Source organism: Mangrovibacterium lignilyticum (genome assembly GCF_010882175.1).
In the GTDB taxonomy this organism is placed as follows: domain Bacteria; phylum Bacteroidota; class Bacteroidia; order Bacteroidales; family Prolixibacteraceae; genus Mangrovibacterium; species Mangrovibacterium lignilyticum.
Genome location: NZ_WKLH01000002.1, coordinates 1,595,790 through 1,610,560, shown reverse-complemented (window position 1 = coordinate 1,610,560; position 14,771 = coordinate 1,595,790). Strand labels below are relative to the sequence as shown.

General features: G+C 45.9%; 12 protein-coding genes. 3 read left to right on the top strand and 9 right to left on the bottom strand.

Annotated features, from left to right (window positions below; all coding sequences use genetic code 11):
* Positions 1–274: 274 nt before the first annotated feature.
* Positions 275–700: a DUF2541 domain-containing protein gene (locus GJV22_RS13575; protein ID WP_163714407.1), complete on the bottom strand. Its 426-nt coding sequence runs from the start codon at positions 698–700 to the stop codon at positions 275–277.
* 70 nt (positions 701–770) lie between these two features.
* Positions 771–1,787, bottom strand: a complete 1,017-nt coding sequence (locus tag GJV22_RS13570; protein WP_163714404.1) for an META domain-containing protein — start codon at positions 1,785–1,787, stop codon at positions 771–773.
* A gap of 365 nt (positions 1,788–2,152) precedes the next feature.
* Here GJV22_RS13570 and GJV22_RS13565 point away from each other — a divergent pair, with 365 nt between their 5' ends.
* Positions 2,153–2,761 (top strand): MarC family protein, encoded by a 609-nt coding sequence (locus tag GJV22_RS13565; RefSeq protein ID WP_163714401.1) that lies wholly within the window; start codon positions 2,153–2,155, stop codon positions 2,759–2,761.
* Positions 2,762–2,884: 123 nt separating this feature from the next.
* Here the strand turns inward: GJV22_RS13565 and GJV22_RS13560 are convergent, their stop codons facing one another.
* The 4 genes from GJV22_RS13560 to GJV22_RS13545 all read right to left on the bottom strand — a co-directional run bounded on the left by GJV22_RS13560 (position 2,885) and on the right by GJV22_RS13545 (position 8,347).
* Positions 2,885–3,577, bottom strand: coding sequence for a tetratricopeptide repeat protein (locus GJV22_RS13560; RefSeq protein WP_163714399.1), 693 nt, complete (start codon positions 3,575–3,577; stop codon positions 2,885–2,887).
* A gap of 24 nt (positions 3,578–3,601) precedes the next feature.
* Positions 3,602–4,849, bottom strand: a complete 1,248-nt coding sequence (fabF, locus tag GJV22_RS13555; protein WP_238480333.1) for a beta-ketoacyl-ACP synthase II — start codon at positions 4,847–4,849, stop codon at positions 3,602–3,604.
* Positions 4,850–5,095: 246 nt separating this feature from the next.
* Positions 5,096–7,354 (bottom strand): T9SS type A sorting domain-containing protein, encoded by a 2,259-nt coding sequence (locus tag GJV22_RS13550; RefSeq protein WP_163714396.1) that lies wholly within the window; start codon positions 7,352–7,354, stop codon positions 5,096–5,098.
* 147 nt (positions 7,355–7,501) lie between these two features.
* On the bottom strand, positions 7,502–8,347 hold the full coding sequence (locus tag GJV22_RS13545) for a hypothetical protein (RefSeq protein ID WP_163714392.1): 846 nt from the start codon (positions 8,345–8,347) through the stop codon (positions 7,502–7,504).
* 814 nt (positions 8,348–9,161) lie between these two features.
* Between GJV22_RS13545 and GJV22_RS13540 the strand changes: the two genes are divergently transcribed.
* Entirely contained in the window at positions 9,162–9,677 is a 516-nt protein-coding gene (locus GJV22_RS13540) for a hypothetical protein (protein WP_163714388.1), read from the top strand.
* A 446-nt stretch (positions 9,678–10,123) separates the two neighbouring features.
* Here GJV22_RS13540 and GJV22_RS13535 read toward each other — a convergent pair whose 3' ends face one another.
* Positions 10,124–11,728 (bottom strand): right-handed parallel beta-helix repeat-containing protein, encoded by a 1,605-nt coding sequence (locus GJV22_RS13535; protein WP_163714386.1) that lies wholly within the window; start codon positions 11,726–11,728, stop codon positions 10,124–10,126.
* 70 nt (positions 11,729–11,798) lie between these two features.
* Between GJV22_RS13535 and GJV22_RS13530 the strand changes: the two genes are divergently transcribed.
* The gene (locus GJV22_RS13530; RefSeq protein WP_163714383.1) at positions 11,799–12,026 is read left to right on the top strand and encodes a hypothetical protein; all 228 of its coding nucleotides are present in this window, start codon (positions 11,799–11,801) and stop codon (positions 12,024–12,026) included.
* Here the strand turns inward: GJV22_RS13530 and GJV22_RS13525 are convergent.
* Both GJV22_RS13525 and GJV22_RS13520 read right to left on the bottom strand, forming a co-directional pair.
* Positions 12,021–12,728, bottom strand: a complete 708-nt coding sequence (locus GJV22_RS13525) for a hypothetical protein (protein ID WP_163714380.1) — start codon at positions 12,726–12,728, stop codon at positions 12,021–12,023. The genes GJV22_RS13530 and GJV22_RS13525 overlap by 6 nt on opposite strands.
* 776 nt (positions 12,729–13,504) lie before the next feature.
* A partial coding sequence (locus GJV22_RS13520; RefSeq protein WP_205461869.1) for a T9SS type A sorting domain-containing protein occupies positions 13,505–14,771 on the bottom strand: 1,267 nt, incomplete at its 5' end.

Below are 14,771 nucleotides of genomic sequence, written 5' to 3'. Positions count from 1 at the left end.
GGGGGAAGCTAATTGTTGCTCGGTTGTGCGGAAATTTTTTTGCAGAAACCAAAATGGAGAGAAAGCCTACAAAAATGGCGCTAAGTTCTACCGGTTTGTCTGATAAATGTGTGCGGCCAACAACTGGAAACGACCGTCGAATTCCCAATGTTGGCCGTTGTTTCTGAAAGTTGGAGTGGCCAGCTTGTTTTGGACGTCGGAGCCTTTTTCTTCCAGTCAAACCCATCTAAATACCCGGCGGGCCTGACTGGAACCAACAGCTATTAAGAATACGTTAATCCTCTTTTCCTTTGCGCTCTTTACCCCAAATTTCAACTTTAGCTCGTTTGGTGAGTGCAATGTTTCCAACTGAATCGTATTCGACTGCCAGCTCTTTCAATTTAGTATCGTTGCCGGGCAGTTCGAAGGCAAACGATGACATACCTTTACTGAACACACCGGTTCCTTTGGGGCTGTATTCCTTTTTGGTTCCGTCTGACATTTCAACACGAATTTGTTTCAGTTTTACAGTTCCCTGTACACATTTCAATTTGATCTTAGACAAGTTCTGTTTCTTGCCCAACATGTTTACATGGTCGGTTTCCGCTTTATAAGCAACCAATTTTTCAGTCAGTAGCACCCAGCCATCTTTATCTGATTGTGCTTGTGATTGCATACCAAGTCCGGCAAGCAAACAAACGATTAGCAAAATATTCTTCATTGTTTAATCTATTTTGAGGTGAATGATGCAAAGAATGGCCGAATGCCTATGGTTTCGCTTTATGCTATTTTCAATCGACTTTTTTTAATATCATCAATGCTTTGTCCTGTTCATTAAGCAGTGTGAGCTTCAAGTTACTGATTTTATAGCTTCGGGTCAATGAAAGAGCCCCGTTAAATTTGTCGGGGATGCTCATCTCCGGGCACATCTTTCTGGTTCCCGCGATCGGACCAAATGTTAGTTCTGTGTTGGTTAATAGGGTAATTTTTCCATTGAAGTTGTTACAACCATCATTCCCGATAGCTTTCATTGTCGAACTGTTTATTTCCAGTCGGGGAGCGGTGTTTTGATCGGAAACAGATTCACCATCCACCCATTCGGCCACCCAGATATCATTCAGCAACACTTTGGCTTCGGTAGCTTTCACCAATTCCAGGAGCTCATTCCCGTCGGCGTCACTCAGTATTAACTTGTTCGCATCAAGGGTATATTGCTTTACTTTGTTTAAGGCCTCTGCGAAAGCATCGGCGATCGTCATGTCGACGCACATTTTTCGGGTTGAAGCCAAAGGTCCCCATTCAATGCTCGTATCTCCAATTTGCTGAATGCTGCCGGTAAAGTTATTACAGCCATCGGTCCCTGCTATTTGCATGACATCCAGATCAAATTGTATTTGCGGAACGACTCCGGCTCCCCGTATCCGGGGTATCTTAATGACTGTATCCGCTATTTTTACAGCATCCCAACGACCGTTTAGCAGGAATTTTAAGTCTTCTTTTTTCTCCAGAATTTTAACCAGCGTGTATTTGATGGACGATCCATCGGCCGGAACGTTTTCCAACTGTTCTTCTTTTACGTTCAGCTTGTAAATAAAACCGGGCTCGTATTCAAAGCCTTCAATTTTTGCATAGAAGTTTTGCCATTCACCTTCGGTTATTTTTTCACCTTTTTGTATTAACAGGCATTTCATGGGCCCAACGCCAACGCAATCAACCCGATAGCTGTTAATCCAGTAAATGGTATCGTTATTTGTTGTGCTACATGTGGCTAAAAGAAGTATTAGCCCATAGATGGCGGCGTATTTCATATTGTTTTTATCTGTAAGTTACTGAAAAATTGAATGCGGATAGCCCCTTGGACGATATATTATGCTCATAATAATCACGCTTTTAAACAGCGTGAGTCTCGGTCGGCAGCAGAAGACGGCATAATTTACGCAACGCACGAAATATTGGTTTGACGGGTTGGCGGATCAGTTGTTGGGCAATTTTTTGAGGGAGAGCGTAGAGTTCCCGCCATGGTTTTAAGTGGTAGTTGAGACTGGCAGCACCGCAATAGGTGGGGTGCAGAACTTATCCTCAATTTTCAAAAAACATGTCAAATAGACTGTTATCAACCAATTAGTTTTTGATAACTTGCCGCTCGTTATTAAACTAAACAGATTAAGTCGCTATGTTATTATCTCTGGTTGAGTTGCTCGTTATGCTGAATCCTTTTGCACTGTTTTTATATCTTGAACCGATCCGCAAAGAGTTGGATCATAAACAATTCATAACTGTTGTGCTAAAAGCCAGCTTGATCTCGCTAGCCATTTGTTATTTGTTCTTTTTCTCGGGTGAGTTTCTGTTTAAGCGGGTGTTTATGATCGATTTTGAATCGTTTCGTATTTTCGGGGGCATCATCATTTTCTCGTTTGCCTATTTCTACATTGTCAAAGGACAGAAAGCCCTGATCATGATGAAAGAGAATCTCGACGATCTGGCTTCAGAGATTGCCTTACCTTTTATGGTTGGAGCCGGAACAATTTCATTGAGTATTCTGACCTCTTACCGGCAGCCGAAATTGACAGGGATTTTCATTCTGTTACTGGCCTTTTTAATCAATTTTGTAGCGGTCTATTTATTGAAAATATTCAGAGATTCGCTGGAAGGCAGGCGGTTGAAGACTGCCTATGATAAGAATATGGAAGTGTTGATGCGCTTAAACGGATTCTTTATCGGCGCGATTGGCATTAACATGATTTTGAGCGGCATCAAGAATATGTTTGGAATAGGCCTGTAAGCTTCGGGCTTTTGCGTACAGGACGATATGGCAATCTTGTGCTTTAGAATCTGTTTAAATCTGAATTCCTGCTGTTGCCTGGCTGACGCGCGGCACATGGGAGATGGTTCTTCCCGTTATCGCTTACTTACAGTTTTGATCGAGGTATACCAAGGCCTGCTGTAGCCCCATTTCATAAGCCTTTTCCCAATTGCGACAAGCTTCTTCCTTTTGGTTGAGATGATATAGAGCGATCCCCCGTTTAATCAGGATGTCTGCTTTGCTGTTGTTAAAAGCAAAGGCCTGGTCAAGGTCAGTTAATGCTTTCTGGTATTCGCCGAGGAGTAAATAGCAGGTTCCACGGCTGGCATAATAGTCGAAAACAATCGGATAATCAGTTCCGTTGACACTGCTCCATTTAATGGCTTCGCCATATTCATTAATCGCCAGCTGTAGGTTCATTTCCTTCTCATAAACTTTTCCCAGGTAATAGCATAGTTCATCATCTTCAAGGAAAATAAGCTTGGCTTTTCGGAGGTATTCTTTGGCAGTTGCCATGTCGTTTTGATAAAAACAGGCTTGGGTCAGGAGTGTGTACTCTTCGCGGATAATGGAATCCAGCGCGACTGATTGCTTCAGGTTTTCAATAGCAGGCTTATAATTACTATTTTCAATCAACGTTTTTGCCTCGTAAATTAAGTCTACAGCAAGGTTATGGTCGTCAGTTAATATTTGAGCCTGTGATTGAATCGTGTTTAGGAAGCAGTAAACGGATAGTAAAACGGATAAACTCCATTTGAGTGCAAAAGGCCATCTATTTACTGGTCGTTTAATCATGGCGAAGAGCTTAGATCGAATGTTCTACCTTTCAAATTCTTTGAAAATGCTGGTTAAACAATGACCGCCAAAGCCAAAGGTATTGTTCAGCGCTACCCGCACTTCCTTTTGTACCGCTTTGTTGGGCGTGAGTTTTAGTCGGGGATCAATGGCTTCGTCAACTTCATTCAGGTTGATGGTTGGAGGGATGATATTGTTTTCAATGGCTTTAATGCAGGCGATGGCTTCAATCGCTCCTGCCGCACCCAGCAAATGACCGGTCATTGATTTTGTTGCACTAATCTGAATCTTGTCCAAAGCCTGGTTGAATACCTCGCTGATAGCTTTTGTTTCGCTGATGTCGCCGAGTGGCGTCGATGTTGCATGCGCATTGATGTAGTCAACATCAGAGGGAGTTAGACCGGCATCGGTCAATGCTTCTTCCATCGATATTTTTGCGCCCAGACCGTCCGGATGTGTGGCCACGACATGGTAGGCATCGGAGGCCGTACCATAGCCAGCCAGTTCGCAATAGATTTTTGCGCCGCGTTTCAGCGCATGTTCAAGTTCTTCAACCATTAACACCCCGCTACCTTCGCCTGAAACAAAGCCGTCGCGCGATTGATCAAAGGGGCGCGATGCCGTCTCCGGTGACTCGTTTCTGGTTGACAGCGCCTTGATGGCATTAAAACCTCCGATCGAGGCTTCGGTAATGGTTGCTTCGGCACCACCGGCCAAAATGATGGTTGCCCTTCCGAGACGGATCAGGTCTAACGCGTTGGCGATGGCGTTGTTTGCCGACGAGCAGGCGGAGGTCAACGAGTAGCTCGGTCCCCGCAACCCATACTTGATGGAGATTTGCCCGGAAGCCATATTGGTGATCATTCGCGTTACAAAGAAGGGGCTAAAACGGGGTTTGTCCCGGATCTCTGCAAAATTCAGGATCTCGTCTTCGAAGCTTTTCATTCCTCCGATCCCCGAAGCAATGATGACGCCAACCTTGTTGCGGTCGCATTGCTCCAGGTCAATCCCGGAGTCCTGGATGCATTCTTTGGCAGCAGCCAGCGCATACAAGGTAAAAAGATCCATCTTTTTGGCTTCTTGTCGGGTTGCAACGGCCAATGGATTGAAATTTTTGACTTCGCACGCAAATTTTGTGTTGTAATTTTCGGGATTGAACTTGGTGATGAAGGCCGCACCGCTTTTCCCGTTCACGAGGTTGTCCCAAAATTCCGAGACACTATTCCCGATCGGCGTTATCGCTCCGATTCCAGTTATAACTGCTCTTTTCATCCTGATTTTGTTTAGCGACTTATGTAACTAGGTGGTACGTATAATATTTTTTGAAGTTTATGAATTGGTTCATGTGCCGTTATTTTTTTGGTTGCATGGCTGTCTGTTCGTGGAACCTGAAACGAAGCTTGCTGCCTGTTTCAAAAAGACAATAAATACCTGGCCCTGTTTAGAGGTTTGACTTAGCCGATAAAAACAAAAGCCACCGGCATGAGCTGGTGGCTTTAAGCTATTTGTCGCGTGAATTTATTGTTTGACGAGCTTCCCGCTTATAGTTTCGTCGTTGAAGAGCAGACGATAAATAAGAAGATTATCCTGTAGCTGGTTCGCATTGAATTCGACTAGATATGGCTGATTCGCCTTGATATCCTGGTCGGCTACGATCGTGACAAGTTTTCCGGTCAGATCGTATAGTTCAATTCGAACATGGTCGTCAGTTTGTCTGGTAATCCCGAAATAGACTTTGTCGGCGAACGGGTTGGGGTAAATATTCAGCCCATTGACAGGCGCAGACTTCAGGCTCGCACTTTTCAGGGTGCTTTCGCAGGCACTGACAGTTGATGCCAACTCATAGCCTGTTTTGCTGACATCGGTAATCGCAAGACACCATTCGCCAACCGGGTTTCTGGTTGAGCGGGATGTAAGCTCAACCAAGCCATTGCTGTCGGTTGTGCCGCTTACGGCATCCGAGGTAGGTCCGGAGAAGTTACCGCTAACCAAGGCTGCCGAAACAGGAGCTCCGTTGCCATCGGTAATATGTACCACTGCGGTAACATATTCTTTACTTCCTTTTGCTGTACCACGGGTGAGGCTTAAAATGTCAGCATATAACGGCATCGTTGGTGGTGTTGGAGGAGTCCCCCATTCAGTCTGACTCATAACCACAGGAGCCGATTTGCCGTTGGCAGACCAAAGGCTGTAAAGGATATTCCCGGCATCATTGGTGGTATTTTCATCCCTCAGGAACTCAACGTATTCTTTGGAAACGGTTTGGTACAAAAGCTGAGCTTTCACATAAGTGATTCCGGCAGGCAGCGTGTATTGCGATTCGTCGTAGTTTTGGCCGTCGGCGTAAGCGTAAGCTACAACCGGTGACTGGATGGCATTGAAGTTCGCATTGGTAAATCCCAGCGGAGGAATGCGGTTGTCCTTGACCACTTTGTTGTTGAGCACAAAGTGGAACGATTCCCCGGTTTCCGGATCGCCGGAAACACCCGCAGCGGCTTCCACGTCGTCAGTCATTCCCAATCTTATTTCATAGATCTTGGTTCCTTCTGTGCTTAGTTCGGCGGTTCCGGGATCGTAAGCGCCCGATTCGTATGTCAGGTCTCCGTTTGTATCGTAAGCCTGCAGGTTAATCCAAATCCGCCGTCCTTCCGGATAGCCGGATGGCAGTTTGTGACCGGTGTTATTTATGACGGTTACGGTTGCAACATTATTTACAACAGACAGTTCCATGGTTGCTGCATTTTGCAGCATAAACAAAGCGCGTTGTTTTCCGGCTTCTAATGCAGCCAGGTTGACTTCGCCGGGAAACAGTTGGGCGACCAGGTCAGGGACGAAGGTGTTTCCACCGGTCATATCATGTAGCGGAAGATCACTGCGAAAGGGAATACCCCTCTTGTTGGCACCATAGCCCGACACATCGTGCATATGGCAATCCTGACAAGTTGAAACGCTTGTTTTGTTTCCGCCGAATGGCGTTCCTGAAATGGCGCCCTGGGCAAAGGCACTCATTTTCCATTCACTGAAAGTCCGTTCGATCGGCAGCATATTGGTTGTTATAAAAGCGTCGACTCCCTTGTTGATTCCACCCAATGAAAACTCCCCATCCTTGTCGATTACCGGGCTGCTCACATCGTGGCAGGTTCCGCACAAATCGGATTGGCTGTGAAAGGGTGAATAATAGACTTGATGTTTGGCGGCAGCATCAGCAAAAGGCCCGCGTTTGGCATTCGACGAGTGGGCAATGTACATGCCATTTCCGGATTGTGGTGGAATCATGGTAATCGTACCCAGGTAATCCTGATCGGATTGATAAGTTCCGGAGGTGTAAGCAGCGTCATTCGGGAACGGATTAATGCCAATTGCAGAAGGCTTCACCAGTTTGTGGCAGAAGTCGCACTGTACGCCTTCGCGGTCATTACTATTTAGTGCCGAGCCGTCAGTCGGCGTGGAGCGTCCGTTTAACCAGCCGTCGGGTGCGTGACAACGGATGCATAAATCACCGGACTGCGGTGCATCCTGGTTGGCTACTGCAAGGCAGGCTAAAAATAAAGGATCGCGCATGGCTTGAGCCATCATGCTGCCGCGCCAGTTGAAGGCCGGTTCTACAGCTTGGTCATATCCGCCATGGCAGTTGTCGCATTTATCTGGGTGTTCAATATTGCCGGAATCGCCCGGTTGTGAGCCCGGCATAAAGAAGTCGTTGAGGGTGGTCGCTACAGCTGCGATTAAAATAACCGCCAAGAATATGGGTAATAAGTTAAGTAACCGTTTTTTCATAAATCGATGGTTTTTAAATATATCATTTACGAAAAAATGACGCGTCCGGCTGTGGTTTATGTTTGGCAGTCAGTTGTTTGTAATTGGTTTAAATAAAAAGAAAGGCTGCCGGGGAGGGCAGCCTTTTGCTTTGTATGGTTGGATTGCTTATTCGCATCCGTAATATTTAATAATCGGCCACGAGCAAACTGTAGTTTCAGTTTCATCAACTAAAACGGTCTCGCATTCGGCATTATCCGGAGGAGTAATTGTTTTTTTCGATGCTTCGTTTACTTTGAAATCAGTCCAGATTGTAACAGCTCCATTACCATTGTTTTTCTTGCTGCAATCGGGGATGAAAGTCAGGTCGAAAGTGATTTCCTGACAAGCGGCGATGTCGCCGGTCCAGGTTAAAACGGTGTGGTTACCGGTGTTGTTTACCTCATATACTTTTCCATCTTCAGCGATAAAGCCATCGGTTGGGAAGATGTGAGGACAAGTGATCTTCACTTCGGCGTTTTCCAGGTCGACATCGCTGGTATAAGCGAAAACAACGCTGAGGTTGTCTTCGGTTTCGTAGGCAAAGCTTTCTTCACACCCACAATCGTCGATGGTAATGTAATAGCCTTTGGTGAAGCCTCCGTTACCGGATTTGTAACGCAGCTGAATGGGGTTTTCTTTCTCAATAAGCTCAGCAGAGAAGGTGTAGACAAAGGTCGTGGATGCTTCGTCTGATTTGGAAATCTGGGCGATTTGAGTCCATTCACCGTCGGTAAATTCGGCTTGAATTTGCATATTTTCATCTTCGGCTGCTTCAATTACAAACTCGTGAGGAACTCCCAGACAAGCGTGATCATCGTAAACAAAGTTTGCTGTGACTGCATCTGTGTTAACCTGCGCTTTTTTCAGTGAAGCACTTATTGCTTCGTCACCGATTTCTTCTTTCTGACAGGAATAAAACAGTCCGGCACCAATAGCGAGGGTTAGGGTGAAAAGGGTAAAAAATTTTCTCATACTTTTAGAATTGGGATTTATTATTAATAGTTAATCTAACATGCATGCCTAAGCTTTCAATCATCAAATTTTCAGAGCGAACATAAGTATCCTCCTGTACTCAAATCGTTATCGCATGGATTGAATACGCACTTGAAAGCATTCCCTTAATCACCAGTTTTTCTGAGAATCAAATTTATGGCGCAGTAAGCTGCAAGTCAATAGGAATAGGGGATTTAGCCCTGCTTAGATGCTGATGCGGGCATTTGGCTTATCAAAATATAGCTTCAGACGATTCAATTAGTCGTTGCAGTTATCGATCATTTGTCCTTTAAGGTTGAAATAGATTATGAAAATCGGAGACTTAATTCCGCCCCGGGCTTGTCTTGTTCTTTGTTTGGTGAGAATGGCAACGAAGGCGGGATATCCAAGGCATGCTTATTTGAAAAGGCTCGGGACTCTTTTCATTTTCCGCACGAACCATTTTCGTTAATGTTTCTTTAATCTTTACTTAACGCCGGGACAGCTTTTCTGGCCTAACTTTGTCATATATTTTATTTCATAAGTTTAGGTTTGATTAGTTTTATTGGTTTAGTTAGGTTTGAAAAGGGTAGATAGCGATCTGCTCTTTTTTTTTGTGCTATAATCAACCATTTCGCTTCACCCTCCATGCGTAGATCAAAATGTTGACCCGATTCGTCATCCGTCCAGACTTTTTTTAGCTTGTTAGTCGTAGTTATCCAATGGGCTTTAGAATGGAATGAGCTTGGCTTGGCGGCATGTTAAGGAACGATATTTGTTTCATCGATTCGGGAAACTTAAACCGATGAACACCATGAAACAGCAACTCATCACCACCGTTATCCTTGCAATTTGTATGTGTTTGGCGACTCCCGGCTTTTCCTGGACGGGGAGGAATGTGCTGGAAATTAATGTTATTTCATCTGATTCGATCTTGGTTGAGGGGGAACCGGTTGGCTTGGAAGCGATCAGGGATTTGGTAAAAACATTTGTTGCCAATCCCGACAATGATTGGTGTAACGCCGAACATGCCATTCGGGAAGTTGATTTGCTGGGAGAAGTCTGCGTTTCGAAAGGGGTTGTATCAATCCAGTGTAGGCGAACCGTCGACTATGGATTTTATATCGCGGTTAATGATGAACTGGAGAAAGCCTACCGCGAAATGCGAAACGAATTTGCGCTTGCAAATATCGGGAAGCCATACGCTTCGCTTCCGGCAGCATACCGAAAAGCAGTTGATCAGGCGGTTCCGAAGCGCATATCGGAAGCCGAGCCCAACTATATCCGGAGAGATGGTCAGCTGGTACGGAATGATTCCTTCTTTTGGTGAAATTCCTGCAAAATAAAGGATTCCGGGAATCACCAACAGGGATGAAAGTGAACGACCTGAGAGGACTTTCCATTAGAGAGGAGATGTCGGGAGCCGGTCGGCCTATTTTTATCAAGACCTGGATCAAACTGAAAGATTAGTGCAGACGGGAAGTTCCGACACCCCGATAGTTATCGGGGGAGGAGATCACCCGCCGAACTTAACTCTCAGAAAGATAGAGGTTGAAGATAAAAATCAGCCTTGACTTTTTTTGCCTCCTTTTTTGTGTCCCCGTCTGACCGAACGGGCAGGAAGACAAAAAGAAGGTGGGGTTTGGGGCAACGCCCCATTAACTGTATCTCGCGAAGTTTCTTGCATCACGTTCAGATCCCGTAATTTCTCGTCAAAGATTAGACTTTCAGTCCCAAAGCAGGAAGCTCCGCAAAGCTTTCTGCTTCGGGACTGAGTTATTGTTTAATGCATTTTGAAACAACTGATGTTCCATCCTCAAGAACCAGGTGGACCAGGTACATTCCCCGGTTGAAGTGCGAAATATCAAGCGAGCTATAGTTTGTGGCTGAAATTAGTTTCCCGCTTAAGTCGAACAGTTCCATCCGTTCAACCCCGGTGGTCGTGTAGATCCTGTTCGTTGCCGGGTTGGGAAATATGTTGACTTTTTGCATATCAGGTAAATCGCCCACACCGGTCGTTACACCCACATAGGCTGATTCAAAGGCCCCTAAATCGGGAGCTGTTGCGTGATAGCTATAGTCTCCGAATGGTGTTCCGGCATCGATCAGGTCGCTGCCTGCCGTTAGTTGCAGGAAGTTCGTTTCAGGTAGGGTGTAATCAGCATTGCGGGCAACTGTTAGCAACGATTCGTCGAGCGATTTAAAATCGTCGGCGGTCACCGTAACCGAACCATCCCAATAGTTATTGCTTAAATCACAAGCCGCTTTGTCAATATTAACCAGTTCTTGTGTTTTGGCTTTATAGCCCAGGTTGTTGCGCATAAAAATTCCGTAGCCATCAACGTCGGTCAAATAATCGGCTTCGCTTACTCCTTTGCGCATGAGCATTTTATAGTTGTAGCGGTTATTGTAAGCGGTGTTGTTATAAATGGAGTCGCCGGTTAAGTGGTGGTTGGTGTAAAAACCGGCTTGTTTGTTGCCTACAGCCACACAAAAGCGAATGGTGTGTGGTGGAATTACGGCGGGCAGACTGGTAAAAGCTGTTGACCCGTAACCACCGGCTTTGAATCCGTTGCCATCGGCCAGGCTGTTAAACGACGAATCGTAGCCATTGTAAAAAGCATAGCAATGTTCGAAGATCACCGGTTCGGCAGCGCCAAGCAGGTCGTAACCATCGTCGCTGTTGAACCACGATCGGCAGCCACGAAATATGTTTCCTGTTCCTCCGGCCTCGGGGTGGCAGCCAAATCCGTCGGTATTGCCACCGGTGCCATCTTCCGAGGTGTAATCGTGGTTGCGGTACGCGTCGCAATTTAAAAAGAGGTTGCCGCCGCCACGGCGATGACGCAAACCTGTTCCCTGGTTGTCATGCAAACGCAATCCTTCAAAAATATTATTGTCGCCATAGCTGTAAATACAGTACGACTCGGTATGTGCGGTGATGGTAACCTGCACGCCGGTCACTTCCAGACCTTTAAAGTGGAGATACCGGGTATTCTTCTCAATATAGAAACCAACAACCCGCAAGTCGGTGGGTTTAACAAGCGAGAAATCGAATACCGGTTGTTCGCCGGGATACGCCCAATAGTTAATGTACTTGTCGGGCTCGCCGCTGACCCTGAGGTAATTCATTTGGGCAAACACACTGTATTCGCGCATCATTTGGCTCGTCTGAACCTGGTAAGTTCCACCTCTGAAATAAACCGTATCGCCGGCCTGGACTATGCTTTGTACCGGTTCGACTGTCGCAAAGGGGGATTCGATGGTTCCGTTGTTGGCATTGTCTCCGTTTGGAGCAACATAATAGACAGTGGCATTTGAGTTCCATGCACAGAACAAGCACGAAACTACCGCCAGTAGTTTGAGTGAGTAGCGTTTCATTTGTCGTTTTAAGTAGTTAGTAGTCCTTAAAACTACAATTTTTTTTGTTAATCAAAAAAGGGAGGTGGATGTGAGCGCGGGCAAAGAGGGAACAACAAAGGAAGTTAAATTTGCTGTGTTGCTTGTCAGTCAACTTTCCGGTAAATACGTCGCTTCCCGGTATCATCCGGTAGCGATACCCACCGCTGACCTGTTCGGTCGGGATGAAGCCGGTCTGGCAGCCGATCGTGCATTCATTCTTCCCGGCAGACAACGATTCATCAGTCGGGCCACGAAACGGTACCCGGACCTGTTATAAAATTAATGTTCGGTACAATTGGCTCCAGGGGCCGGCGAGTTCGGGATATTTGCTGTTGATCCACCGGAAATAAAAATTGGCATACAAGCCGCTGTTTTCAGCTCCGAGTGCGATGATAAACATCGCCCGGGGCGAAAAACCACGGTCCAGGCGTTTATCCGTCAGCGATGGGGGAGGTTCGTTATCTGCACAAAACAGGTATTCGACAAACTCGGCATCCTTAATAATCGCGATTTGCATGGTCTTGTCATTATGGCATTTTACAATCAGCTCGCCGCCGCCAATCAGTTTGAAATTGGGTAACACCAAAGCGTCAATCGGTTGTATAGGCCGGCTTTTGCTTTGTTTAGCCAGCGGTCCGCTCTTGATGTTGAAAACCGACAGATCGGTTACCGTGCTCTCGGGCGATGCGGCAATGCGGTTGAGCAGGTTATGTGCACTGTTGTAACGTTTCATCCGCCCGATGAGCTCGTGCAGTTGCGCCGTAACGAGTATGGTGCGGCTGACATGTTTGTTCTCATACAAGGGGTATAACGTGTCCCATTTCTTTCGGACCGCGTGCCACTCGTCAACTTCATGCTGCAGCAGGCCCAGTCGCGAAGCATTGGTTTGGGGCTCACCTTGCAGCAGGTAGTCATCGGTTTGGGCAATATAAGCGCTGAAGGCTTCAAATGATCGGGGAATACGTGATCGGTCGGGCATCGGTTCTTGTTTTTTGGTTCGGTAGACTTAAAATTGCTTTTGGTAATAGCTGCTCATAAAGTTAAAGCATTGTGAAACAAAAAGAAATAGGATAAATAGCCCATTGCTTGGTATTTTGCACCGGGAGATTGATTGTTTGGAATTGCCGTTGCGCTTGCCCGGCTTTATGAAGCAGCTTCCGGACGTCCGGCTACACGTTTTCGGGCAAAGAGTCGTGACTCTTATCCAAAAAATCAACTATTCGAAGCTTGGAGTCTTGACCCGGAGAACAGGAGTCATGACTCGAGAATAAAAAATCAATAGCTGGAGAATTGGAGTCATGACCCGAGCTCAAAAAATCAGAAGCTGGAAAGTTGGAGTCATGACCCGAGCTTAAAAAATCAGAAGCTGAAGAGCTGGAGTCATGACTCGGGAGCAAAAAATCAGTAACCGAATCATTCGGGTCATGACTCGGGAACGACTGAGCAGAATCGCAGCCGGGAAAAGCAACGCATCGGGAAGCATGCCTGAGATCCCGAACGGAATTAGCTGATGTATCCGGCAACTTAAGAGCTGCTTGCCGGTTTTTTGGTTGTTGGTTTGAATGTGGCTGGCTTTCCGGCTGAAGTCTCAGTAGTTGCGGCATCAGTAAACTGGTGACAAAATACGGCAGGGATTGAGGCGGGGATCTCTTTTTTTGATGGATACAGATTCACGACATCCGAAAATCCGGATCGCGATTAATCTAAAAAGAAAAGGATGCCAGCGGACACCCTTTTCTGTCAATCGATCAACAACTACTTGTTCACCTGTACTAATTTTCCGGAAAGCTGCTTGCCTTCTACCCGGAAGAGATAGATCAGGGTAGCCGATTTCTGTTCCGGCAGGCTTACTTCGTAGCTGCTGACGCCGGCATTCATGTAACCCTGGTATATTGTCTTTATTTTTTGTCCCATCATATTGACCAGTTCCAGGCTTCCGTTTCCAGCTTCAGGAACGGTTACTTCAAATTTCACCTGGCTACTGAAAGGATTCGGATAAGCTTTAATTGAGAGTTCAGAGCTTGTCGTTTCTATGGTTGCAGACTTTTGAATTGATACTGGATCTGCTTGGTAATTTTCAACACCTAACGTTTGAATTGCTACATAATCCGGACACGGCGCTTCCGATGACCCACAAGATTGAGCGGTAGAAGTACAAATTCCGATCTGAACTGTTACCTGGTAGCCTGAACCTGCAGGTATATTGCTGAAGGTGATGTCGCTCGTACCAACAGCTGTAACTTCTCCTGCATCTGACACACCGACAATCGAGTTTCCACACCGATCGGTTATTGTATATGTTGCACCGTCGACCACTCCTGTAATGGTAACACTAAATGTTGTTTGATCACAAGCAGGTGCATTGTAAGTAACAGATGGCGCTGCTGGGGTAGAGCTTATGGTAATGTCGAAACTATTTTCAGCCCAGCAGTTAGGAGTTGTTCCTGTTTCTTTATACACGTAAAGCGTAGTTGAAGCTGTTATTTCATCACCTGCTGATTTCATATCACCAGTCTTTCCGGATCCATTGTAATAATAATTATCCGCTGACAGAGCTGGCAGAGTATAGCTGTCGCATTCGGTAACGTCTGCTGGGTCATCTGGAGTTGGAGTATAATTAATGGTAATATCGAAACTATTTTCAGCCCAGCAGTTAGGAGTTGTTCCGGTTTCCTTATACACATAAAGCTTAGTTGAAGCAGTTATTGCATCACCTGCTGATTTCATATCACCAGTTTTGCCCGATCCAGTGTAATAATAATTATCCGCTGACAGAGCTGGCAGAGTATAGCTGTCGCATTCGGTAACGTCTGCTGGGTCATCTGGAGTTGGAGTATAATTAATGGTAATGTCGAAACTATTTTCAGCCCAGCAGTTAGGGGTTGTTCCTGTTTCTTTATACACGTAAAGCGTAGTTGAAGCTGTTATTTCATCACCTGCTGATTTCATATCACCAGTCTTTCCGGATCCAGTGTAATAATAATTATCCGCTGACAGAGCTGGCAGAGTATAGCTGTCCGCA